The organism is Vicinamibacteria bacterium (assembly GCA_035570235.1).
In the GTDB taxonomy this organism is placed as follows: domain Bacteria; phylum Acidobacteriota; class Vicinamibacteria; order Fen-336; family Fen-336; genus DATMML01.
Genome location: DATMML010000012.1, coordinates 33811 through 58651, shown reverse-complemented (window position 1 = coordinate 58651; position 24841 = coordinate 33811). Strand labels below are relative to the sequence as shown.

General features: G+C 69.5%; 26 protein-coding genes. 17 read left to right on the top strand and 9 right to left on the bottom strand.

The features are described from left to right. Positions 1-72: 72 nt before the first annotated feature. From VN461_01755 to VN461_01745, 3 genes are read left to right on the top strand one after another with little or no spacing between them, the layout of a single operon-like run. On the top strand, positions 73-1110 hold the full coding sequence (locus VN461_01755) for a hypothetical protein (protein HXB53473.1): 1038 nt from the start codon (positions 73-75) through the stop codon (positions 1108-1110). 17 nt (positions 1111-1127) lie between these two features. Continuing rightward, positions 1128-2261: a glycosyltransferase gene (locus tag VN461_01750; protein ID HXB53472.1), complete on the top strand. Its 1134-nt coding sequence runs from the start codon at positions 1128-1130 to the stop codon at positions 2259-2261. A gap of 19 nt (positions 2262-2280) precedes the next feature. After that, a complete protein-coding gene (locus tag VN461_01745) occupies positions 2281-3498 on the top strand; it encodes a PP2C family protein-serine/threonine phosphatase (GenBank protein HXB53471.1) in 1218 nt (405 codons plus the stop codon). Here VN461_01745 and mtnC read toward each other — a convergent pair. The 6 genes from mtnC to VN461_01715 all read right to left on the bottom strand — a co-directional run bounded on the left by mtnC (position 3495) and on the right by VN461_01715 (position 9037). Beyond that, positions 3495-4262 carry an acireductone synthase gene (mtnC, locus tag VN461_01740; GenBank protein HXB53470.1) on the bottom strand — a complete coding sequence of 256 codons (768 nt, stop codon included), beginning with the start codon at positions 4260-4262 and terminating at the stop codon, positions 3495-3497. The genes VN461_01745 and mtnC overlap by 4 nt on opposite strands. Continuing rightward, positions 4223-4783, bottom strand: coding sequence for a cupin domain-containing protein (locus tag VN461_01735; GenBank protein HXB53469.1), 561 nt, complete (start codon positions 4781-4783; stop codon positions 4223-4225). The genes mtnC and VN461_01735 overlap by 40 nt, the downstream gene beginning before the upstream one ends. A gap of 10 nt (positions 4784-4793) precedes the next feature. Then, positions 4794-5405, bottom strand: a complete 612-nt coding sequence (gene mtnB / locus VN461_01730; protein HXB53468.1) for a methylthioribulose 1-phosphate dehydratase — start codon at positions 5403-5405, stop codon at positions 4794-4796. A gap of 135 nt (positions 5406-5540) precedes the next feature. Beyond that, positions 5541-7373 (bottom strand): transketolase, encoded by a 1833-nt coding sequence (locus VN461_01725; GenBank protein ID HXB53467.1) that lies wholly within the window; start codon positions 7371-7373, stop codon positions 5541-5543. 93 nt (positions 7374-7466) lie between these two features. Continuing rightward, positions 7467-8381 carry a DCC1-like thiol-disulfide oxidoreductase family protein gene (locus tag VN461_01720; GenBank protein ID HXB53466.1) on the bottom strand — a complete coding sequence of 305 codons (915 nt, stop codon included), beginning with the start codon at positions 8379-8381 and terminating at the stop codon, positions 7467-7469. A 101-nt stretch (positions 8382-8482) separates the two neighbouring features. After that, a complete protein-coding gene (locus tag VN461_01715) occupies positions 8483-9037 on the bottom strand; it encodes a TlpA disulfide reductase family protein (protein HXB53465.1) in 555 nt (184 codons plus the stop codon). Positions 9038-9134: 97 nt separating this feature from the next. Between VN461_01715 and fumC the strand changes: the two genes are divergently transcribed. Together fumC and VN461_01705 are read left to right on the top strand one after the other, a co-directional pair. Further along, positions 9135-10523 carry a class II fumarate hydratase gene (gene fumC, locus VN461_01710; protein ID HXB53464.1) on the top strand — a complete coding sequence of 463 codons (1389 nt, stop codon included), beginning with the start codon at positions 9135-9137 and terminating at the stop codon, positions 10521-10523. Then, complete coding sequence (locus VN461_01705) at positions 10520-11110, top strand: DUF4337 domain-containing protein (protein HXB53463.1); 591 nt, start codon at positions 10520-10522, stop codon at positions 11108-11110. Before fumC ends, VN461_01705 begins: the two co-directional genes overlap by 4 nt. Positions 11111-11172: 62 nt before the next feature. Here the strand turns inward: VN461_01705 and dtd are convergent, their stop codons facing one another. Beyond that, positions 11173-11622, bottom strand: coding sequence for a D-aminoacyl-tRNA deacylase (gene dtd, locus VN461_01700; GenBank protein ID HXB53462.1), 450 nt, complete (start codon positions 11620-11622; stop codon positions 11173-11175). Between the two features lie 82 nt (positions 11623-11704). Here dtd and VN461_01695 point away from each other — a divergent pair, with 82 nt between their 5' ends. Both VN461_01695 and VN461_01690 read left to right on the top strand, forming a co-directional pair. Continuing rightward, the gene (locus tag VN461_01695) at positions 11705-13213 is read left to right on the top strand and encodes a serine/threonine-protein kinase (protein ID HXB53461.1); all 1509 of its coding nucleotides are present in this window, start codon (positions 11705-11707) and stop codon (positions 13211-13213) included. 97 nt (positions 13214-13310) lie between these two features. After that, positions 13311-13577 carry a ferredoxin family protein gene (locus VN461_01690; GenBank protein ID HXB53460.1) on the top strand — a complete coding sequence of 89 codons (267 nt, stop codon included), beginning with the start codon at positions 13311-13313 and terminating at the stop codon, positions 13575-13577. Positions 13578-13601: 24 nt separating this feature from the next. On the opposite strand, the gene VN461_01685 is transcribed toward VN461_01690, so the two are convergent. Then, positions 13602-15104 (bottom strand): TonB family protein, encoded by a 1503-nt coding sequence (locus VN461_01685; protein HXB53459.1) that lies wholly within the window; start codon positions 15102-15104, stop codon positions 13602-13604. A gap of 89 nt (positions 15105-15193) precedes the next feature. Between VN461_01685 and VN461_01680 the strand changes: the two genes are divergently transcribed. The 5 genes from VN461_01680 (at position 15194) to map (ending at position 18486) form a co-directional block, all read left to right on the top strand. After that, positions 15194-15475 (top strand): hypothetical protein, encoded by a 282-nt coding sequence (locus tag VN461_01680; GenBank protein HXB53458.1) that lies wholly within the window; start codon positions 15194-15196, stop codon positions 15473-15475. Positions 15476-15504: 29 nt separating this feature from the next. Then, positions 15505-15966, top strand: coding sequence for a hypothetical protein (locus tag VN461_01675; GenBank protein HXB53457.1), 462 nt, complete (start codon positions 15505-15507; stop codon positions 15964-15966). A 388-nt stretch (positions 15967-16354) separates the two neighbouring features. After that, entirely contained in the window at positions 16355-16558 is a 204-nt protein-coding gene (locus VN461_01670; protein ID HXB53456.1) for a cold-shock protein, read from the top strand. Between the two features lie 130 nt (positions 16559-16688). After that, positions 16689-17585 carry an exopolyphosphatase gene (locus tag VN461_01665; GenBank protein ID HXB53455.1) on the top strand — a complete coding sequence of 299 codons (897 nt, stop codon included), beginning with the start codon at positions 16689-16691 and terminating at the stop codon, positions 17583-17585. Between the two features lie 7 nt (positions 17586-17592). Next, on the top strand, positions 17593-18486 hold the full coding sequence (map, locus tag VN461_01660) for a type II methionyl aminopeptidase (GenBank protein ID HXB53454.1): 894 nt from the start codon (positions 17593-17595) through the stop codon (positions 18484-18486). 10 nt (positions 18487-18496) lie between these two features. Here map and VN461_01655 read toward each other — a convergent pair whose 3' ends face one another. Continuing rightward, entirely contained in the window at positions 18497-18706 is a 210-nt protein-coding gene (locus tag VN461_01655; GenBank protein HXB53453.1) for a hypothetical protein, read from the bottom strand. 93 nt (positions 18707-18799) lie between these two features. Between VN461_01655 and VN461_01650 the strand changes: the two genes are divergently transcribed. The 5 genes from VN461_01650 (at position 18800) to VN461_01630 (ending at position 24808) form a co-directional block, all read left to right on the top strand. Further along, complete coding sequence (locus VN461_01650) at positions 18800-19123, top strand: translation initiation factor (GenBank protein HXB53452.1); 324 nt, start codon at positions 18800-18802, stop codon at positions 19121-19123. 146 nt (positions 19124-19269) lie between these two features. Next, positions 19270-20127 (top strand): SDR family oxidoreductase, encoded by an 858-nt coding sequence (locus tag VN461_01645; GenBank protein HXB53451.1) that lies wholly within the window; start codon positions 19270-19272, stop codon positions 20125-20127. A gap of 5 nt (positions 20128-20132) precedes the next feature. Beyond that, positions 20133-20870, top strand: coding sequence for a DUF2071 domain-containing protein (locus VN461_01640; GenBank protein ID HXB53450.1), 738 nt, complete (start codon positions 20133-20135; stop codon positions 20868-20870). Between the two features lie 295 nt (positions 20871-21165). After that, complete coding sequence (locus VN461_01635; protein ID HXB53449.1) at positions 21166-23238, top strand: S9 family peptidase; 2073 nt, start codon at positions 21166-21168, stop codon at positions 23236-23238. A 4-nt stretch (positions 23239-23242) separates the two neighbouring features. Then, positions 23243-24808 carry a 3,4-dehydroadipyl-CoA semialdehyde dehydrogenase gene (locus VN461_01630; protein ID HXB53448.1) on the top strand — a complete coding sequence of 522 codons (1566 nt, stop codon included), beginning with the start codon at positions 23243-23245 and terminating at the stop codon, positions 24806-24808. Positions 24809-24841: the final 33 nt, after the last annotated feature.

Below are 24841 nucleotides of genomic sequence, written 5' to 3'. Positions count from 1 at the left end.
ATCTTACCAGCCCCCGGCGCGGGTGGGGTCCTCGGGGGCCCGAAGCACCCGGGTTCGGCTAAGATTGAACCCGTGAAGTTCCTGGCCGCCGCCCTCCTCGCGCTCTGGGCCCGGGGCGCGCCGGTCGACGGTCTCGGACCCCTCGCCGCCTACCCTGGCGGGGAGGGCTTCACGGCCCTGGAGCGCGCGGAGATCGAGCAGGGCCGCATCGTGGCCCGGGTGGTGGACACCGGCGACCGCTCGGAGGTGATGACGATCGGGGCCGTGCAGGTGCGGGCCTCGAAGGACCGGTTCCGCGAGTGCGCCCGCGACCCCTCCTGCCTTCGCCGCAGCGACAACCTGGTGGGGGCGGGGCGGCTGGGGACGCCCCCCTCCTCCCACGACCTGCAGGCGCTCAACTTCGATCGCCGGGAGCTGGAGCGCCTGCGGGAGTGCCGGGTGGGAGACTGCGAGGTGCGCTTCTCGGCGGACGCCATCGAGCGCTTCCGGAAGGAAGTGGACTGGTCGTCGCCGGCCGCGGCCGAGCGCGCGGCCGGCCTCTTCCGGGAGACCCTGGCCGGTTACGCGTCCTCCTATCAGGCGGGGGGCAACCGGGCCCTCCCGGTTTACCGCGACGGCAAGAGCGCGACCCCGGCCCCGGATAGCGTGCAGACCCTGCTCGAACGGCCCTGGTTCGTCCTCGCCGACGTGCCCGAGCTCCGCCGCTACCTCCTGGACTTCCCCCAGGCCCGCCCCGACGCGGCCGAGGACTTCGTGAGCTGGTACGAGGAGCGGGCCCACCGGTTGTCCGTGATCGCCGTCAATCACAACACCATCTACGAGAAAACCGACGGCAACTTGAGCCGCATCTTCGTGGCTTCGAAACAGCTCTACGCCAGCCATTACTACGAGTCGTCGGTCGAGGTCATGGCGTTCGTGAGCGGCAGGGTCGGCGACCGGGGTACCCTCCTCTTCCTGGGGCGGGCGCGCGCGGACATAAGGCCCGCGGGCTTTCACTGGTTCGAGCGGGTGCTGCTCCGGCGGATCGTGCGTTGGCGTCTGCTCTCGCGCCTGCGCGACGCCAAGGAGAAGCTGGAGTCGGTCAGCTCATTCCGCGCCTCGCTGCCTTGACCTCCGCACCGGAGGTGTTGATCTTCACGATCGACGCCGGAGGGGGGCATCGAGCCGCCGCGGACGCCCTGGTGGCGGCGTCCGAAGAACGCCCCCGTCCCTGGCATTTCCAGGTGTTGAACCTCCAGTCCCTCCTGCTGTCCCTGGATCCGCTCAAGAGCCTGGGCGGGCTGACGCTCGAGGAGGCCTACAACGGGCTCCTCCAGCGGGGCTGGACGGCCTTCATGGTGCCCATGCTCCGGGTTCTGCATGGTGCCATCGCATTGCGCCAGAAGGCCCTGAGCGCGGCCCTGGCCCGCCACCTCGGGGAGCGCCGCCCCGCGGCCGTGGTCTCGGTCATGCCTAACTTCAACGGGGTCATCCGGGACGCGCTTCGGGCCACGCATCCCGGGGTGCCCTTCCTGGTCCTGCTCACGGATTTCGCCGACTTCCCCCCCCACTTCTGGATGGAGCCCGGGGTGGATCGCGTGATCGTGGGCTCCGATCGCGCGGGGGAGCAAGCCTTGGAAATGGGGATCCCGAATGAGCGGATCTCGCGTGTCTCGGGCATGGTCCTGCATCCCCGCTTCCACCGGGGGGAAGGCCAGCAGCTGCGGAGCGGGGTGCGGAGCGCGCTTGGCCTGGGCCCGCAGGACTTCGTCCTGCTTCTGCTCTTCGGGGGCAAGGGCTCCGCGGAGATGGAGCCGCTCGCGACCCGCTTGCTCGACTTGTCTCCCTCCTGGACCGTAATCGCGATCTGCGGCGACAACCCGACCCTATTCGAGCGTCTGGCCCCCCTGGAGGCTGCGGCGGGGGGGCGCCTCCGCCGCCTGGGCTTCACCGACCGCGTGGGGGACTACATGGCCGCGAGCGACGTGCTCATCACCAAGTCGGGCCCGGGCTCCCTGGCCGAGGCCTTCCACCAGGGCGTGCCCGTGGTGGTGACCGCGAACCGCCGGACCATTCCCCAGGAGCGGTTCAACACCCGCTTCGTGGCCGAGCGGCAGCTCGGGCTCGTGGTCCCGCACTGGCGCGAGATGCCACCCGCGGTGGCCCGCCTGGCCCAAGATCCCGAGCGTCTGGCCACCCTCCGCGCGAACATAGCGGCCCTGCCCAAGAACCGTGCCGTCTACGAGGCCCTCGAGGTCATCGGGAGAGAGATCGGCTTCTAGATGCTAGGATGGCCTCTTCATGGAGACCGCCAAGCTCCTCTACCGCCGGCTCGACGCGCTCTTCGGAACCCTCGACCCCAAGCGCCCGCCCGGGAAGGCGCTGGAGTCGTTCCTGGAAGACGCCTTCCGCACCCTGCACGAGGACCTGCGCTTGCGCGCGGGGCTCCTCTACGCCGAGCGGCGGGACGGCTTCGCCCTGACCAAGACGGTGGGCGATCTCGAGAGTCCGGTGGCGGAGACCCTCGACCCCTCGAAGCCGCCCCTGAGCCTGATCTTTCGCCATCGCGTCTACATCTTCAGCGACCTTAGCGCCGAAGGATCCCCCCAGCGCCTCGGCCTCCTGCCCCGCCGGGCGGCGGCGGCTCTGGTGGTGGGCCGGCGGCCGAACCGCCACGTCTTCTTCTTCCTGCTCGCTGACGGCTGGGTCCTGGAGGAGGTGGACTTCACCCTCAACACCGTGCGCGCGGCCCTGGGCTCCCGCCTCTTGGACGCGCGGGCGCAGGGTACCTTCCGGGAGGCGGCGGAGATCCAGCAGAGCCTCCTCTTGGAGGAACCGCCGGACTTCCCCGGTTTCGACCTCGCCTGCCGCTCGGTTCCCGCGGAGGAGGTGGGGGGGGATTTCTTCGACTTCCATGTTTTCGATGGGGACATGCTCGGCCTGGCCATCGGAGACGCTAGCGGCCACGGTCTGCCCGCCGCCCTCCTCGTGCGCGACGTGGTCACCGGTCTGCGCATGGGGATCGAAAAGGAGCTCAAGGTCGCCCACGTCTTCGCCAAGCTGAACCGCGTCATCCATCGCAGCAACCTCTCCAGCCGGTTCGTATCCGTGTTCTACGGAGAGCTGGAGTCGGACGGCAACCTCACCTATGTCAACGCCGGGCACCCCCCACCCGTGCTGTTCTTCCGAGACGCCGCTAAGGGCAACGGGTATGTCGAGCTGGCCACGGGAGGCACGGTCATCGGGCCCCTGCCGGAGGTGCAGTTCCGCCGGGGTTTTGCCCGCGTGCGGCCCGGCGAGGTGCTCGTGCTCTGCACCGACGGCATCCTGGAGCGGCGCGACCCCGCGGGGGAGTTCTTCGGGACCGAGCGCCTGATGGCGGTGGTGGCGCAGAAGCGGGACGGCACCGCGGGGGAGATCCTGGAGGGGCTCTTCGAGGCCGCGATCGCCTTCGGCGACGGCCGCCCCTGGGAGGACGACGCCACGGCGGTGGTGGTGCGACGGCGGGGAGCGGACTAAGCGAGTTCGGCCATTGAGCCGATGATCGGGTGGGGGCCGGGCTCCCCCCGCCCCCCGCGCACGCAGAGCGCGGTGCGCAGGCCGGCGCCCCGGGCGGCGTCCGCCTCCCCAGGGGTGTCGGTGACAAAGAGGACCTCGGCCGCCGGGCGGCCCAGGGCCTCGGTGATGCGCGAGTAGCTGGCCGCTTCCTGCTTGGGTCCGGTGGTCGTGTCGAAATACGCGTGGATGAAGCCGCTCAAGTCTCCCGCGGTGGAATGCCGGAAGAGCAAGCGCTGGGCGAGCACGCTGCCGGAGGAAAAGATGGCCAGCCGCCTCCCTCCCGCGGCCAGGCGGGCGAAGGCGGGGGGAACATCCTCGTAGACCTGGCCCTTGAGCTCGCCGGAGAGGTATCCCGCCTCCCAAATGCGGCCCTGCAGGGCCTTCAGGCCGGTGGACTTCCGGTCGCGGTCCATGAGCCAGAGCACATAGGCGACCGCGCCCACCAGCCGGGTCGCCGGCGGCTGGTCCGGCCAGGGCGGCGGAAGGGGGGCGACGGCGGCCGCGTGCTCCTGGCGCAGCCGGTCGAGGTCCGCCTGCACCCCCTGCTCCGCGGCATGGCTCTCCAGGAAGGAGCGGACGCGCGCGCGGGCATAGGGGAAGAGCACGGCGTGGACGAACTCCACGGGGGTGGTCGTGCCTTCGATGTCGAGAACGACCGCGGAGAGCCCGGCGGCGAGGGAGGGGCTCACCCCGGAGGTGAGGGTAGGAAGGCGGGGCCTAGACACACCGGCTCGTGCTGCCTTTCCGCTCCGCTCTCGGTGTAGTGGGGCGTCCAGCCGGAAGGGTCCTGGAAGAGACGGATAGCCCTTATCCGCCGGTCCGCGCAGAGGTCGAACCAGTGCCAGGTCCCGCGGGGCACCCTCAGCAGGTCCCCCCCTCCCACCTCGATGGCCAGGACGGGACCCTCTCGCGGCCGGACGTGAAACAGTCCCCGCCCCTGGAGGATGAAGCGCACCTCGTCCTCGTCGTGCCAGTGCTCGCGGCTGAACTTGGCGAGCATGGCCTCGAGCCCGGGGGTCTCCGGCTTGACGTCGATCACATCGGCGGTGACGTAGCCGCCTTCCTGCTTGAGCCGCGAGATCTCGCCCGCGTAGGCGGCGAGGACGTCCGCGGGCGGCGCGTCGTCGGCCACGGGATGAGCCGGCTCCCATTGTTCGTAGACGATCCCCGCCGGGGCCAGCTGCTCGCGTACCGCCTTGGGCTCCTGGAGCGTCCGGCTCTGGCTGGGGATCCTCACCAGGACCATGTTTCCTCCCTCACGGGGCCCCTCCCGCCAAGGACGGCCGCGCGCCGCCCTGCCGGCCCCGCACCTCGAACAGGAATTCCAGTATCTCCACGTGCCGCTTCGCCTCCGGGAGGTCCCGGCCCCAGGTGTAGAGCCCGTGCCGGTGGAGCAGGAAGCCGTGGGCCTCGGGATGACGATCGAGGGCGCGCTCGACCTCCACGGTCAGGCCGGCGTAGTCCTGGGAGTTGGCAAGAATGGGGATGGCTTCCCGGTGGTCGTGGGAGCGGACGCCGGCCAGCCCCTTGAGCATCTCGTAGCCCTCGATGTGGACCACTCCATCGGCGGCGTGGGCTTCGGAGACGAGCGTGCTCCAGACCGAGTGCGTGTGCAGGACCGCGCCCGCCGGCCGCCGACGCACGATGGCCAGGTGCAGCCCGCTCTCCTCGGAGGCGTGCCCCTTCCCGTTCTTCACCGCGCCCCTCTCGTCGATGGTCAGGATGTGCTCGGGGCGGAGCGCGCCCTTGTCCACGCCGCTCTGGGTGATGGCCAGGCGAAGGGGCTCGCGGCCGAGGACGACGCTCAGGTTGCCGCTGGTGCCGAGGAGCCAGCCCCGCGCGTGAAAGGCCGACCCGACTTCGGCCATGGCGCCGGCGAGGCTCGCCGGAACCCGAGGGCTTGCGGTCGCGCGAGCCATACCCGAGTGTAACAGGAGGCGCGCGGTCATTTCATGAGCGCCCCGCACCCCGTCCGCCGGGCTGGTGGCATCGGTGGACGGTCCTCAGGCCGACATCAGCCAGCGCACCGCGGCCACGATCGACTCCGCGGAGATGCCGTGGGCGTTCATGAGCTCGGTGGGCTTGCCGGAGCGCGGGATCTCACGGATGCCCAGCATGTGCACGGGCGCGCGGCCCGCGACCACCCCCGCCACCGCCTCCCCGATGCCCCCGCACACACTGTGGTCCTCGACGGTCACGAAGCCCCGGGTCTCGGCCGCGGCCTTGAGGAGGGTGACTTTGTCGAGGGGCTTGACGGAGTAGAGATCGATGACCCGGGTAGAGATCCCCTCCGCGCCCAGGGTCTCGCCCGCCCGCAGGGCCTCGGGGACGGTAATTCCCGCCGCCACCACCGTGACCACATCGTGGGCGGTGGCGCGGAGGGTCTTGGACCCGCCCACCGGAAAGAGTTCCTGGTTGTCGTAGAGGACCCGGGTCTTGGGCCGGCTGGTTCGGATGTAGACGAGGCCGGGGGTGCGGGCCGCGGTCTCCACCAGGCGCTCCCCGCTCACGGCGTCGCTCGGGTAGAGCACGGTGGACCCGGTGATGGCGCGCATCATGGCCAGATCCTCGAGCGCCATCTGCGAGGGGCCGTCCTCTCCGATGGAGACCCCGGCGTGGCTGCCGCAGAGCACCAGATGAAATGGCCGGGAGTAGGCGGCCATGCGGATGAAGTCGTAGGCCCGGGTCAGGAAGCAGGCGAAGGTGGAGGCGAAGGGGATCTTGCCCTCGGTGGCCATGCCCAGGGCGGCCCCCAGCATGTTCTGCTCCGCGATGTAGGCCTCGGCGAAGCGCTCGGGAGCCACCTCCTTGAGGCGCTCGCTGAAGGTGGAGTTCTTGGTATCGCCGTCGAGGGCCACCACCTCCGGGCAGCACCGGGCGAGCTTGGCGAGGGCGGTGCCGTAGGCTTCGCGGGTGGCGACCTCCTGGCCCCGGGCGTATTCCGGGGTGAGCGCGGGTAGGACGGGCGGACGGGAGGGCGCGGGGGGGTAGCGGCGTGGCTCCACGGGGAGCTCGATGGCGGTGTCGCCCAGCTCCCCCAGCGCCCGGGACAGTTCATCCCCCTTCTTCACCGGCTTGCCGTGCCAGCCTTCTCGGTCCTGGAGGAAGGACACCCCCTTGCCCTTGAAGGTGCGGGCCACAATCCCAAAAGGACGGCCCTGGGTGGTGCGCGCGCGGGCGAAGGCCTCCCGCACCGCCCCCACGTCGTGGCCGTCGATGACCAGCGACTCCCAGCCGAAGGCCTGGAAGCGCGACTCATAGCGGGCGGTGTCGTGTTCGTACATGGTGGGTCCGCTCTGGCCCAGGCGGTTCACATCCACCAGCGCGCAGAGGTTGTCCAGCTTGTAGAAGGACGCAAACTGGGCGGCTTCCCACACCGAGCCTTCGGCCGCCTCTCCGTCCCCGAGGAGGCAGAAGACGCGGGCCGGCGTTTGGTCCAGCTTGCGGGCCCAGGCCATGCCCGCGGCGGCGCAGAGCCCCTGCCCGAGGGAGCCCGTGGCGACCCTCACCCAGGGGCTGCGCGGGGTCGGGTGCCCCTCCAGCCGGCTGTCGAAGCGGCGCAGGGTCAAGAGGTCGTCCGCGATGGCCCCCGATTCCTTGAGTGCGGCCCAGAGGATGGGTGCGGCGTGGCCCTTGGAGAGGACGAAGACGTCCTGGTCCTTCCCGCTGGGATCCCGGGGGTCGAAATGCATCTCGTCGAAAAAGAGGACGGAGACGAGCTCCGCGCAAGACATGCAGCTGGTGGGGTGCCCCGACCCCGCCTCCGCCGTGGACTCGAGGCAGTGGCGGCGCAGCTTCTGGGCCATCTTGAAGAGGGCGGGGTCTCCCACCGACATCTGGTTCTCCCTTCCTCAGTTCGGGGTTTTGAACCGGAGGGCGGAGTCTACAACACCCGCGCCCGCCGGGTCCATCGCGGTGCTTCCCGCTCGTTAGAGGTCGAAGCGGGCGCGCAGGTGGGGGGGGACGACGGGGCAGGCTTCCGTCGGCCGCGCGAAGAGTCGGTAGCGCACGCGCGCCACGGCGTCATAGGCGGCGTCGCGCAACCGCGTGGGGATGAGCCCCCCCCCGGCGGCCAGGAGCCGCCAGAGACCACCCAAGCGGGCCATAGCACGGAGCACGGCCGCCGACCGCATGAGGAAGGCACCATCCGCGGTCTCAAGGATCAGGCTGTCGGGAAGCGGACGAGGCAGCTGGCCGCTCACCGCCCGGAAGGCGTCGCCGTCCAGGGGTGCGAAGCGGAAGGCCCGGCCCGAGGGATCTTCGGCGAGCAGGAAGCGCACCGCCCGGTGGCAGAGACCGCAGGTCCCGTCATAGTAGAGCCGCTCCCGAGCCGCGGGCGGCGCGGGTTTCACCCAGGCGGGATCGAAGGCGAAGAGGCTCACCCAGACGACGGCGGGCAGGCCGGCCCACGCTCCCGAGGCCGCGGCCACGGCCCCCTCGAGGGCCAGCATGAGCATCCAGAGCCAGGGACGCCAGGTCCGGACAAGAGCCAGGGGCAGGACAGCCAGCTCGGCAAGCGCGGGCCAGGGGCGGCCGGCGAGAAACCTTGCCACACCGGAGCTCAGATAGAAGAGCAGGAGCAACCCCCAGGCCGCAGTCTGCAGGGGCGCGGGCACGCGCCAGGCGCCGGCCGGGTCCGGACGGTCGCGCGCCGCCCAGGCGCCATAAGGCGCGGAGGGGAGGGCGACGTGATAGAGGAGGAGGACGCCGACCACGAGGGGGCCGGGCGCGATCAGGGGAACGGGAAGGGCCACGAACCAGGCCACCGCCAAGGCGAGGGCGGCCGGGCGGTCGAGCCAGCCCGCGGCCAGAAGGAGGCTCAGGAGGGTCGCGGCCGCAGTCAAGACCGGGCGGACCCCGCCTGCGGCCAGCCGGGCGTAGTGAACGGCGAGGTACCCGCCGAAGAGGATGCGCAGGACGCTGTACTGCCCGCCCGTCCAACCGTTCAGGGCTTCTCCGCCAGGAGTTCCGCCACCCGGGCTTCGATGCTGGGCACGGGGGCCGACCCCTCGCGCCGGAAGCGCATTACACCCCTGCCCGCGGCTTTGCCCGGCTTTCCCGTGTCTTCCCTCATGTCGATGATCAGCTTGGTGGGAAAGACCGTGACCTCGTACGGCCCTAGGAGGGCGTCTGCGAGATAGACGGGGAAGCCGATCTTCTTCTCCTTGACGAAGGCCTCCAGGGTGTCCCGGGGATCGGTGACGTCGAAGCTCAGGAAGGCCATGTCGGATCGACCCTTGAGGCGCTCCTGGTAGGCGCTGAGGTCGGGCAGCTCCTTGATGCAGGGTGTGCACCAGGTGGCCCAAAAGTCCACCACCACGATCTTGCCCGCCAGGTCTCGGGTCCGGAGGACGTGGCCGGAGAGGTCCTTGACCGCGAAGTCGCGGGCTGGGACCCTCACCATCTCCCAGCCGTCGCGCTCTCCTCCTCCCGCCGCGGCGAAATGGGACAAGCCGAGCAGCGCCATAAAGCCCACCCGCGCCACAACTCTTGGGCCCAAGCGATCCCCCCTCTCGCCCCCTTCAACCCAGGTTAGCAGAGTCCGCCCGTCCCCGCCCCCCCGCGATTAGAATGGGGGCAGGAGGCCCACCATTGCCATGAAGACCCGGATCGAGCGCGACACCTTCGGCCCCATCGAGGTCCCCGCGGACCGCCTCTGGGGGGCCCAGACGCAACGCTCCCTCGCGAACTTCAAGATCTCGAAGGAGCGCATGCCGGAGGCCCTCCTCCACGCCCTGGCCGTGGTCAAGAAGGCTTCCGCCCTCGTGAACATGGACCTCAAGATCCTCGAGGAGAAGAAGGGCCGGGCCATCGTGGCCGCCGCCGACGAGGTGCTGGCGGGGCGGCACGAGGACGAGTTCCCGCTCGTGGTGTGGCAGACGGGGAGCGGCACCCAGACCAACATGAACATGAACGAGGTGCTGGCCAACCGCGCCAGCGAGCTCCTGGGGGGAGAGCGGGGCGAGGCGCGGCTCGTTCATCCCAACGACGACGTGAACAAGGGCCAATCCAGCAACGACGTCTTCCCCACCGCCATGCACGTGGCGGCGGCGGCCGCGCTCCGCGAGGCGGTGATCCCGAGCGTGGCCCGCCTGCGCGACGCCCTCCAGGAGAAGGTGGTGGCCTTCCGGGACGTGGTGAAGATCGGCCGCACCCACCTCCAGGACGCGACCCCCCTCACCCTCGGCCAGGAGTTCTCGGGCTATGTGTCCCAGCTCGATCATGGGATCGCCCACACGGAAGCCGCCCTCCCCCATTTGCTGGAGCTGGCCCTGGGCGGCACCGCGGTCGGCACCGGCCTGAACGCCCACCCCGCCTTCGCGGTGCGGGTCGCGGCCAAGATAGCGGAGCTGACCGACCTGCCCTTCGTGACCGCCCCCAACAAGTACGAGGCCCTGGCCGCCCACGACGCGCTCGTCCACGCCCACGGCGCCCTCAAGACCCTGGCCGCTTCTCTCAACAAGATCGCCAACGACGTGCGCTGGCTGGCCTCGGGCCCACGCTGCGGGATCGGCGAGATCTCGATCCCGGAGAACGAGCCCGGGAGCTCGATCATGCCCGGCAAGGTGAACCCCACGCAGTCCGAGGCTCTGACCATGATCGCGGCCCAAGTCATGGGCAACGACGTGGCCGTGAACATAGGGGGCATGTCCGGCAACTTCGAGCTGAACGTGTTCAAGCCCGTCATCATCCATAACTTCTTGATGAGCGCGCGGCTGATCGCAGAAGGCGGCGAGAGCTTCCGCGAGCACTGCGTGGTAGGGATCACGGCCGACCGGGAGCGCATCCAGGAGAACCTCCAGAAGTCCCTGATGCTGGTCACGGCCCTGAACCCCCACATCGGGTACGACAACGCGGCCCGGATCGCCAAGACTGCCCACAAGACGGGCCGCACCCTCAAAGAGACGGCGGTGGAGCTGGGCCTCGTGACCGCCGAACAGTTCGACCAGTGGGTGAGGCCGGAAACAATGGTAGGGAGCCAATGACCAAGCACGAAGTGGAACTGCCGAATCCGGAGGAGTTGGAGGAGGCCAAGGGGAAGTCCTTCACCCGCCGCACCGCCCTCACCACCGCGGTGATCGCGGTCTTCCTGGCCGTGGTGTCGCTGGGGGGGAACAACGCGACCAAGGAGGTATCCCTTTCCCAGCAGCAGGCCTCCGACCAGTGGGCCTTCTACCAGTCCAAGGCCATGCGGGAGCACCTGTACCGGATCGAGAAGATGCGGCTGGAGTCCGAGCTCCTAGAGAAGGGTCCGGGCCTCACCCCGGAGGCCCGGCAGCACAAGGAAGCGCTCCTAGAGAAAGTGACCAAGGAATCGGAGCGCTATGCGGAAGAGAAGAAGGAGATCGAGGAGAAGGCCAAGGAGCTGGAGAAGGAACGCGACCTCTATCGCCGCCGGGACCCCTACTTCGACTTCGGGGAGGTCCTCCTCCAGATCGCGATCGTGCTGGCCTCCATGTCCATCCTGACCGGGGCCCGGCCCATCTTCTACGCCTCCATGGCCGCGGCCGCGCTGGGCCTGGCCTTGGGCCTCAACGGCTTCTTCCTCATCTTCAGGCTACCGTTCCTTTGAGGGTAGGTCCCGGGGAGTCCGGGGCCCGCGGGCGGCGCGGGTCCCGGCATCCCGGGCGCGGGTCAGAAGGTGCGGCGGCTGTCCAAGAGCAGGGTCACCGGCCCCTGGTTCACGAGGGCCACGTCCATCATGGCTCCAAAGACACCCGTCGCCACGCGCAGGCCGGAGGGTCGGAGGCCCGCCAGGTAGCGCTCGTACAGAGGGCTGGCCACCGCGGGGGGCGCGGCTTCCAGGTAGGAGGGCCGCCGGCCCTTGCGGGCGTCCCCGTAGAGGGTGAACTGCGAGACGACCAGGATCTCTCCCTTGAGGTCCAGGACCGAGCGGTTCATCTGCCCGCCCTCGTCGGGGAAAATGCGAAGGTTGAGCGTCTTGTCCGAGAGGGCGTCGGCGTCGCTCTCCCCATCCCCCTGCCCCACGCCTAGGAGCACGAGGAGGCCGGGACCGATCCGGCTCACCGTCTCATGCTCCACGCGGACGGAAGCCTCTGACACCCGCTGCACCACCGCGCGCACGAGGAGGACCCTAGGGCGAGGACCAGGCCGGCGTCAAGCCCGATAATCCCCGGGCGATCGGGTTTTCGATATGATTCCGGCCGTGGCCCTGCCCCCGCACATCGGGCGCTACCGCGTGCTGGGCCTCCTGGGGCAGGGGGCCATGGGCATCGTTTACCGGGGTCGCGACGAGGCCCTCGAACGCGACGTGGCGCTGAAGGTTATGTCCCTGGGCCAGGCCGACGCCGACGCCCGGGGTCGATTCCAGCGGGAGGCCAAGGCCGCGGGCCGCCTCCAGCACCCCAACATCATCACCATCTACGAGCTGGGTGAGCATCAGGGCTCGCCCTTCATGGCCCTGGAGCTGCTGGAGGGAGTGGACTTGCAGCGGGCCATCGAGGCGGGGATTCGTCCCGACCCCAAGGTCACCCTGCCCATCGTGCTCCAGCTTCTGGCCGGGCTCGGACACGCCCACGAGAACGGCATCGTGCACCGAGACGTGAAGCCCTCCAACATCTTCCTCCCCCGCGGCCGCCCCGCGAAGATCATGGACTTCGGCGTGGCTCGTCTGGCCGGGGGCGCCACCGCGGCGGGCATGGTGATCGGGACCCCGAACTACATGTCCCCCGAGCAGGTCCAGGCGCGGAGCGTCGACGGACGCAGCGACCTCTTCTCGGCTGGGCTCATCCTCTACGAGCTTGTCACGGGAGAGAAGGCGTACCAGGCGGACACCGTGGTCGCCCTCCTCTTCAAGATCGTGCAGGAGGATCCCAACCTCGACCTCATCCCCGAGGGGGGGCGGTGGGAACGACTCCGCCAGGTGCTAGCGCGCTCCGTGGCCAAGCAGCCGGACGACCGCTATCCCGACGCCCAGGCCATGGCCGCCGACCTCGCGAAAGCCTTGAAGGACCTGGGGGGGTCCGCGGACTGGACGACCGCCGCGGACCAGGGCTTGTTGGTGAAGACAGCCCCCCGGGTGACCCCCCCCGCCCCCGTCGATCCACCGGTCGCCCTCTCCGCCCCGCCCGCTCCCGCCCCCCCCTCCTCCTCGCGTCTGCCCATCGCGATTGCGGGGACCCTGGGCGTGCTCGCGGTTGGGCTTTTGGGCTTCGCGGCCCTTGTCCTCGTGCGTCCCTCCCCTCCTGCTCCCGTTCCCCACCCCCCGGTGACGGCTGCACCGGTCCTCCCGGCCTCGCCCCTGCCCCTGTCGCCGACACCGCCACCCAGTGGCGGCCCCTCCGCTCCCCCGACACGCCCCACGCCCGCTCCGGAGCGAACGGCTCCTCCCTCGAAGGAGGAGACGCCCCCGCCCGCCCTCTCCCCCGTGGAAGCACGAATGGATCGCGCCAACGACCTCATCGAGAAGGGCCGCTATGCGGAAGCGCTGGCCGTGGCCAGGGCCATCTTGGAGCGCGACCCCGGCAACGCCGCTGCCAAAGCCCTGGCCGGAGACGCGGAAGCCGCCATCGTCATCGAGACCTGCGTAAAGAACGCGAAAGCGGCGCTGAACGCGGGCGACAAGGACAGGGCCCTGGAGGAGATAAAAAAAGGCCTGGCCGTGAACCCGAGCGAGGGCCGGCTCCTGGCCCTCTTCCGCGAGGCCACCCAATGAGCCTTTTCGCCCTCTTCAACCGCGCCCGGTTTTGCGCTACGATGCAGCCCTCCCCGGGGGCTGGCCCCCGGGGACCCTCGTCAAGGAGGACCCGTTCATGACCTACGTCATCGCGGAGCCGTGCATCAACACAAAGGACACGGCCTGCGTCGAGGTGTGCCCGGTCGATTGCATCCACCCCAAGAAGGACGAAGCGGACTTCGCGGGCGAGAACAAGCTCTACATCGACCCCGAGACGTGCATCGACTGCGGGGCGTGCGTGCCCGTGTGCCCGGTCCAGGCGATCTTCCCCCAGGAGGAGTTGCCGGAGAAGTGGGCCCAATTCACAAAGATCGACGCTGACTGGTACACGAAGAAGAAGTAAGGCGGCGGGCCTAACCGCCCTTCTCTAGCGGCGGAAGACGTGTCGGACGATCAGGCGCACGGAGACGGGGACGCCGCCCAGGGTGGCGGGGGCGAACCTCCATCTCGCCACTGCCTGCAGGAGGGCAGCGTCCAGAGCCCCGCCCGCGGACTCGATCAGCGCTGTCTCGATCACGTCGCCCGTCTCCCCGATCCAAGCCTCCACCACGACTGATCCCTCGATGCCGCGCTCACGCGCGGCATCCGAATAGACCGGGGTTTCCCCCGCGATCCGCCGGGGGGGGGTGACCTCGGGGCCGAAGTCCACGAGCTGACCGGGGCGGACACCTCCCGGTCCAGCGACGGCCAGAGGAAGCGTGCAGGTCAGGGCCTGGAGGGGGCGGGCCGCCGTTAGCTCGATATCGGTGGTGACCCCGGCGCGCCCTCGCGCTTCCATCCGTATCTGGTGGCGGCCGAAAGAGACGCCCAGTCCGGGCTGGGGGGCCCGGCCCAGCCGCTGCCCGTCCAGGTACACCTCCGCTCCCGGGGGGTCGCTGTCGAGGGCGAGCACCGCCTCCCGGCCGGCGGCGTGGGGGATCGTGTTCTCCCCGGGGATGCCGGCGGGGGCAGTGGCGGTGCGCGCGGTCTTCAGGGTGGGCGCGGAGGCCTCGGCCCGCGTGGGGGAGGCCTCCGCCGCGGGGTAGGTGACCTCCAAATCGAGGACCGACTGCGCGGCCGTCTGCAGATCGCGCGCGAAGTCCAGGGCGTGGGGGTACCGGTCGGCGGGGGATGTGGCAAAGGCGCGGACGAACACCGCGTTCACGGCCTCCGGAAGCCGCCCGTCGGCCTGCCGGGGGGGCACATGCTTGCCGTGGACGACCCGCGCCACTACCTCAGTGATGGTTTTGCCTGGGAAGGGGGGGCACCCGGTAAGGAGCTCGTAGGCCACCGCAGCCAGGGAGAACACGTCCGCGCGGCCATCCACCCTCTCCCCCATCATCTGCTCGGGGGACATGTAGCGAACCGACCCCACCATGGTGCCAATGGCGGTCAGGGTGGAGGACTCCAGCCGGGCCACCCCGAAGTCCATGACCTTCACCCCTCCGTCGTTCATCATCATGATGTTGGCGGGCTTGATGTCTCGGTGGACGATGCCGTGGCGGTGGGCGTAGTCGATCGAGTCGGCGACCCGCAGGACGAGCGCGCACACCTTGCGCACGCTGAAGACGGAGCCGTCTTTGAGGATCACGGAGAGGGGCTGGCCCTCGAGAAATTCCATGACCAGGTAGGCGGGGCCCACGTCGTAGATCTGGACGATGTCGGGGTGGTTCATCCGCCCCGCCGCCTCCGCCTCGTGCCGGAAGCGAGCCTGGTACTGCTCCTGCTCGGCGGGGGTCATGAATTCCGACCGGCGCATGACCTTGATCGCCACCGGCCGGCTCAGGCGGGGATCCACGCAAAGGTAGACCACGCCCATGGCCCCCGAGCCCAGCTCCTCCAGGACCTGGTAGCGGCCGAAATAGTCGGGGGCCTCGCTCTCGATGGGCATGCGCGCCGGAAATTTAAGGAATCCTCACTTTAGCCCCGCCGCCCTGGCAGCGTCAAACCGGCCTGCCTATGCTATGGTTGGGCTTCGCCATGAGCCGCCTTCAGCCCAGGACGGGCTGCCACGAACTAATGTTCCACGCCGGGTTCGTTCTCGACGATCCGGGGGAGGTGGCGCTCGAGGACTATGCCCGCGCCCTCACCCGGTCCCGGGAGGCGGAGGCCGGGCGGGACCCACTGGACCCCGCCCAGGTCAAGGGCGTCCACGTCTGCGGGTTGGCGAGTCCCCCGGCCCCCCAGGTCCTAACGGATCTCGAGGCCTTCGCCCGTGACCTGGCGGTCCACCGCGAGGGCAGCGGCCTCGGCTGGGCCTAACCCCGTCCTCTACAACGGAGCAAGCTAGCATGGCCGAGAACCTGAGGCTGGCCCGGCTGTATCTGGTGATCCTCGCCATCGTGGCCGGCGGGCGGTGGGGGATGAGCCTCTTCGGCGTTCCCTACGAGAGAGGTACGGACAAGGTCAGCATCGTCATCGTGACGCTGTTCTCGTCGCTGTTCTATGCTGCCTTCTGCCGCCGCTGGCGGGGCTACCGGATCCTACCTGCGGTGGGGCTGGCCATGACGTTCGGCGTCATCTCCCAGCTCGTGGTCCTGCTCTCGACGGTAGTCTCCTACCTCTTGGGGATCCACAGCTACTTCAACTATCCCACCGCGTTGAACCAGCCGGCGGCGGTTCCTTTCGGCTTGGCCCTCGGGATTCGCGTGGGCGGCCTGGTGGCGAATACCCTCACCAACGGCATTGCGGGCGCGCTCGGATGGGCCATGGGCGGCCTGCTCCCACCCTCCAGAGAGCAAACCGCCGGGTAGACCGGGCGGTCGTCCCCATTCCGGAGTCCGGGAGGGAGGGCCGGCCAGGTCCATAGGCCCCAGGGGTCCACGCCTCCGGCGTGGGCTAACGCCGCCGCCACGAATCACCCCCCCGGGGTGACCGACTCCGCCGGTCCCGGAAGAGGCTGGCCGGGAGCGCACTCAGGCCCGCCCTGGCGCCGACGCGAGGGCGACCGTATCCTCCTGAGCCCGCAGGGACGACTGTCACCGTGGTCTTGACATGACTTCCTCCGTTCTGATACCGTTCAGGTCGCACTAGTTGCCCCCGCTCTGGCGTTCGGAAGAGGCCGCCCACGGTGGGCGGCTTTGGTTCGTGGGCGCGCAGGTGACGTGGCGCTAGGCAAAGGCTAAGGAGGCCTGCACGTTCATGATCGAAGGCACGGTTAAGTGGTTCAACGAGTCCAAGGGTTTCGGTTTCTTGTCTCGCGAGGGAGGGCCGGACGTGTTCGTCCACCACTCCGAGATTCGCGCCGAGGGTTTCCGGACCCTCAACGAGGGTGACAAGGTACGGTTCGAGGTCGTGGATAGCCCGAAGGGACCTCGGGCCGCCAACGTCACCAAGATCGCCTAAAGGCTCATACCACTGAACCTAGGGACGCCCGGGGCCGCGAGGCTCCGGGCGTTTTCGCTTTTCAGGGTCTTTCATTGATCGCAGAGCGGCCCGGCGGTAGGATGCGGCTTCCCACCCGGGGAGGTCAGCCATGCGCCTGGTGACACGCGGGGACCTGGACGGCCTGACGTGCGCGGTCATCATCACGAGTTCGGAGGAGATCGACGAGATCCTGCTCGTCCACCCCCAGGACGTCACCGACAAACGGCTCGCCATCACCGAGGACGACATCCTGGCCAACCTGCCCTACCAGTCCGGCTGCGGCAAGTGGTTCGACCACCACCTGCTGACGGAGAGCAACGAGCGCCCTCCCGAGAAATTCGAGGGCCGCTACGGCCTCTCCCCCAGCGCGGCCCGGGTGGTCTACGAGTACTACATCGCCCGGAACCCGCGTATTCAGAGCTACGAGCGCCTGCTCGCGGAGACAGACCGGTTGGACTCGGCCCAGCTCAACATCGAAGATGTCCTCGACCCCAAGGACTACATCCTCCTCGGCTATACCCTCGACCCCCGCACCGGCCTCGGGGCCTACCAGGATTACTTCCTGCGGCTCGTGAACTGGGTGAAGACCCGGCCCATCGAGGAGATCCTGACCCTCCCCGAGGTGCAGCGGAGGGTGGGCCGGATCAAGGAGCAAGACGCGGAGTTTCGCCAGGCCACGGTCGCCAACTCGCGCCTCGAGGGGAACGTGGTCTTTACAGACTTCCGGGAGGTGAACCCGATTCCGGTGGGCAACCGCTTCATCGTCTACACCCTCTTCCCCCGGGCCAACATCTCCTTGCGCGTGCACTGGGGGCCGAGCCGCGAGCACGTAGCGGCCGCCGTCGGGCACTCGATCTTCAACCGCACCAGCCGCACCAACGTGGGCATGCTCATGTCAACCTACGGGGGCGGGGGCCACAAGGGTGCTGGAACCTGCCTGCTGCCCGCGGCCACGGCCGAGGCCCGGATAGCGGAGATGATCGCGATCATGCGGAAGGACGGCTAGGCGGGTCTTGTCCCCCTCCGTCCTCGAAACGCTGCGGGAGGCCGGCCGGGTGGCGGCCGCCGCGCGCGACATGGGGGCGCGCCTCATAGTGCCCGGGGCCTCGCTCCGCGAGGTGTGCGAGGCGGCGGAGCACGAGATCCGTCGCCGGGGCGCCGCCATCGCCTTTCCCGCTCAGTCTTCGCGCAACCACGTGGCCGCGCACTACTGTCCGTCCCCGGAGGACCAGACCGTCTACGCGGAAGGGGATCTGGCCAAGCTCGACATCGGGGTTCACATCGACGGGTACGTCGTGGACACCGCCCTCACCGTGAACGTGGGGGATCGGCCGGAAGGTCGGCGCCTAGTGGAGGCAGCGGGGGCGGCCCTGGAGGCCGCCATTGCCGCGGCCGGACCCGGGGTCCGGGTGCGCCGGGTCTCGGCCGCCATCGAAGCGACCCTCCGCCGCTACGAGCTGCGCCCGATGCGAAACCTCTGCGGCCACCACGTGGGCCGCTGGACGGTCCACTGCCCGCCCCCTATTCCGAACGTCCCCGAGGAGTCGGAGGACCGGCTCGTGGTGGGCGCGGTCTTGGCCATCGAGCCCTTCGCCACCGACGGCCTTGGCCTCGTGGCTGAGGAGGGCGCACCCGAGGTCTTCCGTCTCCCCCCCGGTCCAAGGAACGGGTCCGGCTTGGAGCCGGGCATCCTCGCCGCCCTCGAGGCCAGAAACGGCCTCCCCTTCGCCCGGCGGGACTTGGCCGGCTTTCCGCGGTCGCTGGTGGAGGAGACCCTGGCCGCGCTTCTCGCCCGGGGACGGCTGTCGGCTTACGCCCCCCTCGTCGAATCCAGCGGCCGGGCGGTCGCCCAGGCCGAGCACACACTGTACGTGGGGAGCGAGGGAGTGGAGGTGCTGACCCGCTGAAGAGTGCGGTTTACTTCTCTTCGTCCAGGAGGTCGTAAGGGAGGGGTTGGGGCCCGGGCACGATTCCCGCGATGTCGGGGTCCACCTCGACGCCGCTCTTCTCGACCTTGCCCTTGGCTTCTTTCCGCTCCACGCGCTTGGCGGCCTTTTCTCGTGCGCGCTCCTGGCGGGCTATCTCCTTCTGCCTCTTGGCAAATGTGGCTCTTCCTTTGTTGGCCATACTCTTGCTCCTGGACCTTCTGGCACCGCTAGCGTTTAGTCGGCGCGCCGCAGATCTCTAGTCTAGCACGAACGGGCGTGCTAAAAAGGCCCTATGGCGCGTGAGCCCGAGAGCCGACTCGCCTACTCCACCGGGGGAGAGCGGGAGCCGGAGCCTAAGAGCGCCGCGCCCCCCTCTCCGCGGGGTGGAATCCGAATCCGCCTAGAACGCCGGGCCTCCGACCGCATAGTCACGCTCGTGACCGGACTCCCGGGGAGCGCCGTGGAGTTGGCCCGCCTGCTGCGGGCGCTCAAGTCCGCTTGTGGCGCGGGGGGCACGGTGAAGCGCGGGGTCCTGGAACTCCAGGGCGACCATCGGACGGCGGCGGAGGCTTTTCTGGCGGACCGGGGTCTGGCCCCCCGCGTGACCAGAGGCTAGCCCATAGCGGTCCCGGGGCGCGGGGTGGCCACCGCCCGGAGAGAGTGGTGGACGAAGCGGACCGACTCCACGCCGACACCACCACCAACGGCTTCTTGCAGCGTCCTTCACGTGGGGAGGGGTAGGATTCGGGGGGAGGCACCCCCATGTTCGAACCATTCCGGCCCGAGCTGCTGAAGGGAAAGACCACGATCATCACCGGCGGAGGGACCGGCCTCGGCCGCTCCACCGCTTTGCGTCTGGCCGGACTGGGGGCGCGGGTGGCCGTTCTCGGCCGCCGACCCGACCCTCTGACGGAAACAGTCGGAGCCATTCGCGGGGCGGGCGGGGTGGCGGTGGGGGTCCCCGCGGACGTGCGCGACCCCGCTTCCGTGAAGGCCGCGTTCGACGCCGCGGAGAGCGAGCTGGGCCCCGCCAACCAGCTCATCAACAATGCGGCCGGGAACTTCCTGGCCCCGGCCGAGGACATCTCGGCCAACGCCTTCAACTCCGTGGTGCAGATCGTGCTCTACGGCACGTTCCACTGCACCACCGAGCTGGGGCGCCGGCTCATCGCCCGTCAAGCCAAGGGTGAGGTCCTCTCCATCACCACCAACTACGCCGAGACCGGTTCCGCTTTCGTCGTTCCCTCTGCAGCCGCCAAGGCGGGCGTGCTGGCCATGATGCGCTCGCTGGCCGTAGAGTGGGCGCTGTACGGCATCCGTTTGAACGCGGTCGCCCCCGGGCCCTTCCCCACGGAGGGGGCGTTCAGCCGGCTTCTCGCGGGCTCGGAGATGGAGAAGCAGGCCCTGCGGCGCGTCCCTGGGAAGCGTTTCGGGGAGCATTGGGAGCTCACCAACCTGATCGCCTACATTCTGAGCGACGCCAGCCCCTATCAGACGGGCGACCAGGTCACGATCGACGGGGCGGAGGGGCTCTTCTCGGGGCAGGAGTTCGCGGGCCTGGCGCATCTGGACCGGAGCGCGGCCAAGGAGATGATGGCGTCCCTCAAGCCCAGGAAGTGAGCGGGGTGGAGATCGACCGCGTCCTTCCCACCTGCCGGCCCCCGGGGCGGGCGGCGATGCGCCAGCGATGGGCCGACCTCCTGTTCCTGCACTGGGCGGTGCCGGCGGCGGCCCTCCGCCCCCGTCTCCCTCCCCGCCTCTCCGCGGACACCTTCGAGGGCCAGGCTTATGTGGGTCTTGTCCCCTTCCGCATGACGGGGGTGCGGCCCGTCTGGGCCCCGGCCTTTCCCCCCTTCTCCGACTTCCGCCAGGTCAACGTCCGAACGTATGTTCACCTCGCGGGGCAAGAGCCTGGCGTCTGGCTTTTCAGCTTGGACGCCTCCAGCGCTCTCGCGGTCGTGATGGCCCGAGTCCTCTACAAGCTGCCCTACTACCTTGCGCGCATGCGACTCGAGTACGACGCCGAGGGTGGCGTGTGCTACACCTCCGATCGCCGGGGCTCCCGACCGGTTGGCTGCAGGGTCCGCTACGCCCCCTGCGGCCCGGCAAGGGTGGCCCTTCCGGGCAGCCTGGAGCACTTTCTGGCCGAGCGGTACGTCCTCTACACGCAGAGCCGGGGGCGCCTCTATCGCGGCCGCGTCCACCACCGCCCCTATCCACTCCAGCCGGCCCAGATCGACGGCCTGGAGGAGACCCTTCTGGCCGCGGCCGGCCTCGCGCGGCCCGAAGAGGCCCCGCTGGCCCACTACGTCCGCGAGGTTTCGGCTGAGGTCTTCCCCCTGCGGCGGATCGCGCCTCGGTAAGGGGAGGTTCGTCGGTCAATACCCACTTCGGCATTGCTCGAATGCGGCGCCTCCGTATGCGGGTTCGTATGGCCGACCGCTGTCGATGGCCTGGGCCCTGCGCATCGGGTGGGGGCGTAGTCAGGTTGGCCTGGGCCAGGCCTGTCTCTGTTAATTCGGAGGGAACAACTTCCTTAGCTTCAAGCGTACGCGGAAACGCCCACCCGGCGCCATGCTCTTAGAGCTGACCGACGATACGGGGAGGGGTCGTTTGACAGCCGGGGTCGCCCCGAATAGCCTGTGATGTTGCGGCGTCATGAAGGACTCCATCCTCGATCTCAGCGCTCCCGCGATACCCGCGCCCCCTGTCGCGCCCAAGGCTCCCAAGGTGGACGTTCTCCACGGAGATCGCCGGGTGGACGACTACTTCTGGCTGCGCGACAAGACGAACCCCGCGGTGGCCGCCTACCTCGAGGCGGAGAACGCCTACACGGACGCGGTCATGAAGCCGACGGAGACCCTCCAGGAGGCGGTCTACAAGGAGATGCTCGACCGCATCAAGGAAACGGACGATAGCGTCCCCTACCGCAAAGGCGGCTACTGGTACTACTCACGAACGGAGCAGGGTAAGCAGTACCCGATCCACTGCCGCCGGAAAGGGAGCCGGGAGGCCCCGGAAGAGATCACCCTCGACCTGAACCAGCTGGCGGAGGGGCAGAAGTTCATGGCCTTGGGCGCCTACGCGGTGAGCGACGACGGCTCCCTCTTGGCCTACTCCACCGACAACACCGGATTCCGTCAGTACACCCTACAGGTCAAGGACCTGCGCACGGGGGATGTCGGGCCTCTGCGGGCGGAGCGAACGGGCTCGGTCGCCTGGTGCGCCGACAACCGAACCCTCTTCTATACCGTGGAGGAGGAGTCCACCAAGAGGCAGCACCGGCTCTACCGACACCGCCTGGGGACCTCCGCCCACGACCTCGTGTACGAGGAGAGTGACGAAGCCTTTAGCGTGGGCGTGCACCGGACGCGAAGCCTCCGCTATTTGATCCTCAGCATCTCGAGCCACACCACCTCCGAGGCCCGCTCCCTGCCCGCGGACGAGCCGGGGGCGGAATGGTCGCCCATCGCCCCCCGCCTTCCGGACCAGGAGTACGACGTTGACCACCACGGAGAGCTTTTCTACATCCGCACCAACGACCGGGGCCGCAACTTCCGGCTGGTGTCGGCTCCCGTGGGGAGCCCCTCCCGAGAGCATTGGCGGGAGGTCGTCCCCCACCGCTCGGAGGTGATGCTGGAGGGGGTGGACGTCTTCCGCGACCACTACGTCCTTTCCGAGCGCGAGGACGGCCTGCCCCAGTTCCGGGTGGCCCGTCTGCTCACGGGACAGGTGCACCGGCTGGCCTTCCCGGAGCCGGTCTACGCCGCCTACCCGGGGCCGAACCCGGAGTTCGACACCGCCACTTTCCGCTACAGCTACCAGTCGCTGGTGACGCCCAGCTCCGTCTTCGACTATGACCTCGAGGGCCGGGAGTCGACGCTTCTGAAGCAGACCGAGGTCCTGGGCGGCTATGAGGCGGCCCACTACCGGTCCGAGCGCCGGCATGCCACTGCCCCCGACGGCGTCCGCATCCCCTTGTCCATCGTCTACAAGGAAGGGTTGAAACGGGACGGCCGCGCCCCGCTCTATCTCTACGGTTACGGCGCCTACGGGTTCCCGCTCCCCATCGGCTTCTCCTCGAACCGGCTCAGCCTGCTCGACCGCGGGGTGGTCATGGTCTACGCGCACGTCCGGGGCGGGGGTGACCTCGGCAAGCGCTGGCACGACGACGGGCGGATGATGAAGAAGAGGAACTCCTTCACCGACTTCATCGCGGCCGCGGAATTCTTGATCGCGGAAGACTTCACCGGCGCCGAACGCCTGGTCATCGAGGGGGCTAGCGCGGGCGGGCTCCTCATGGGCGCGGTGGTCAACGCGCGCCCCGACCTCTTCAAAGCGGTGGTCTTGAAGGTGCCCTTCCTGGACGTGATCAACACCATGCTGGACGAGAGCCTGCCCCTCACGGTGGGCGAGTTCGAGGAGTGGGGCAATCCCAAGAAGAAGGAGGAGTACGACTACCTGAAGACGTACTGCCCCTACTCCAACCTGGAGGCCAAGGCCTACCCGGCCATGCTCGTGAAGACCTCCTTCCACGACAGCCAGGTCATGTACTGGGAGCCCGCGAAGTACGTGGCCCGCCTGCGCACGCTCAAGACCGACCCCAATCCGCTCCTCCTCAAGACCAACCTGGAGGCCGGCCACGGCGGGGCATCGGGCCGCTACGATTACCTGCACGAGGTGGCCTTCGACTACGCCTTCATCCTCGGTCAGCTCGGGACGGCGGAGTAAAGCAGTGCTGACCCTCAAGAGCCATCTCGGAGGGCGCTGGGTGGAGAGGGGGGGTGCCTCCTCAGAGACCCTGGTGAACCCCGCCACCGAGGAGCCCTTGGCCTCGGTGGGAGGGGGGGCCACCGACGGGAAGGCCGCCCTGGCTTTCGCCCGCACCCAGGGCGGGGTCGCCCTGCGCGCCCTCAGCTTCGCGAAGCGCGGCGCCCTCCTCGGGGCGATGGGCAAAGCCCTTCAGACCCACCGCGACGAGCTCCTCGACCTTTCCGTCCGCAGCGGGGGCAACACCCGCAGCGACGCGAAGTTCGACGTGGACGGGGCCATCTTCACGCTGGCCGCCTACGCCGAGATCGGCCAGGGCCTCGGGGGGGCCACGTTCCTCGTGGACGGGGAGGGGATCACCCTCGGCCGCTCACCCCGCTTCCACGGCCAGCACATCGCGGTCCCGCGTCAGGGCGTGGCCGTTCACATCAACGCCTTCAACTTCCCGGCCTGGGGCCTGGCGGAGAAGGCGGCGGTGGCCCTTTTGGCGGGGGTGCCGGTGGTGAGCAAGCCCGCCACAAGCTCCGCCCTCCTCGCCCACCGCATGGTGGAGATCCTGCTGGAGGAGCAAGTCCTGCCCGAGGGCGCCCTCTCGCTGCTGGTGGGTCCGGTGGGCGACCTTCTCGAGCACCTGGGGCCGCAGGACGTGGTGGCCTTCACGGGGGGCAGCGACACCGGGCTCAAGATACGGTCCCTGCCCCAAGTGCTGCGGAACTCGGTGCGGGTGAACGTGGAGGCGGACAGCCTGAACGCGGCGGTGCTGGGACCGGACGCCGATCCCGGCTCCGAGACCTACGAGTTCTTCCTGAAGGACGTGCTCCGGGACATGACGCAGAAGGCGGGCCAGAAGTGCACGGCCATCCGCCGCGTCCTGGCCCCCGCAGCGGTGGCGGCCCGGGTCCGGGACGACCTTGTGGACCGCCTGGGCGGGATCACGGTGGGAGACCCTGCCCACGACGGCGTGCGCATGGGTCCCCTGGCCACCGTCTCCCAGCTCCGCGACGTGCGCGAAGGCGTCTCCGCCCTGGCCGCGGACGGTCGGCTCGTGTTCGGGGTCTCGGAGGTGAAGGCCCTGGGCGCGCCCCCCGGAAAGGGTTTCTTCGTCTCGCCCGCCCTCATCGAGGTCGAGCCGGGGGCGGACGCCCCCGCCGTCCACGGGCGCGAGGTCTTCGGCCCCGTGGCCACGGTGGTGCCCTATTCGGGGCGGGCGGGGGAGGCGGCGGAGATCGTGGCCCGGGGGGGCGGCGGTCTGGTCGCCTCCGTGTACTCGGAGGACGCCCCTTTCACCGTCGACGTCGTGCTCGGCCTGGCTCCGTTTCACGGCCGCGTATTCCTAGGCAGCGCGCGCATCGCGGAGCAGTCTCCGGGGCCGGGAACGGTGCTGCCCTCCCTCGTCCACGGAGGCCCCGGGCGCGCGGGCGGGGGCGAAGAGCTGGGCGGGCCGCGCGGCCTCGCCTTCTACCTGCAGCGGGTGGCCCTCGAGGGCTCGCGTCCCATCATCGAGAAGATCGCCGGTATCAAAACGGATTGACCGCGGTGATCCCCACCGGGCCGGGCACGGAGT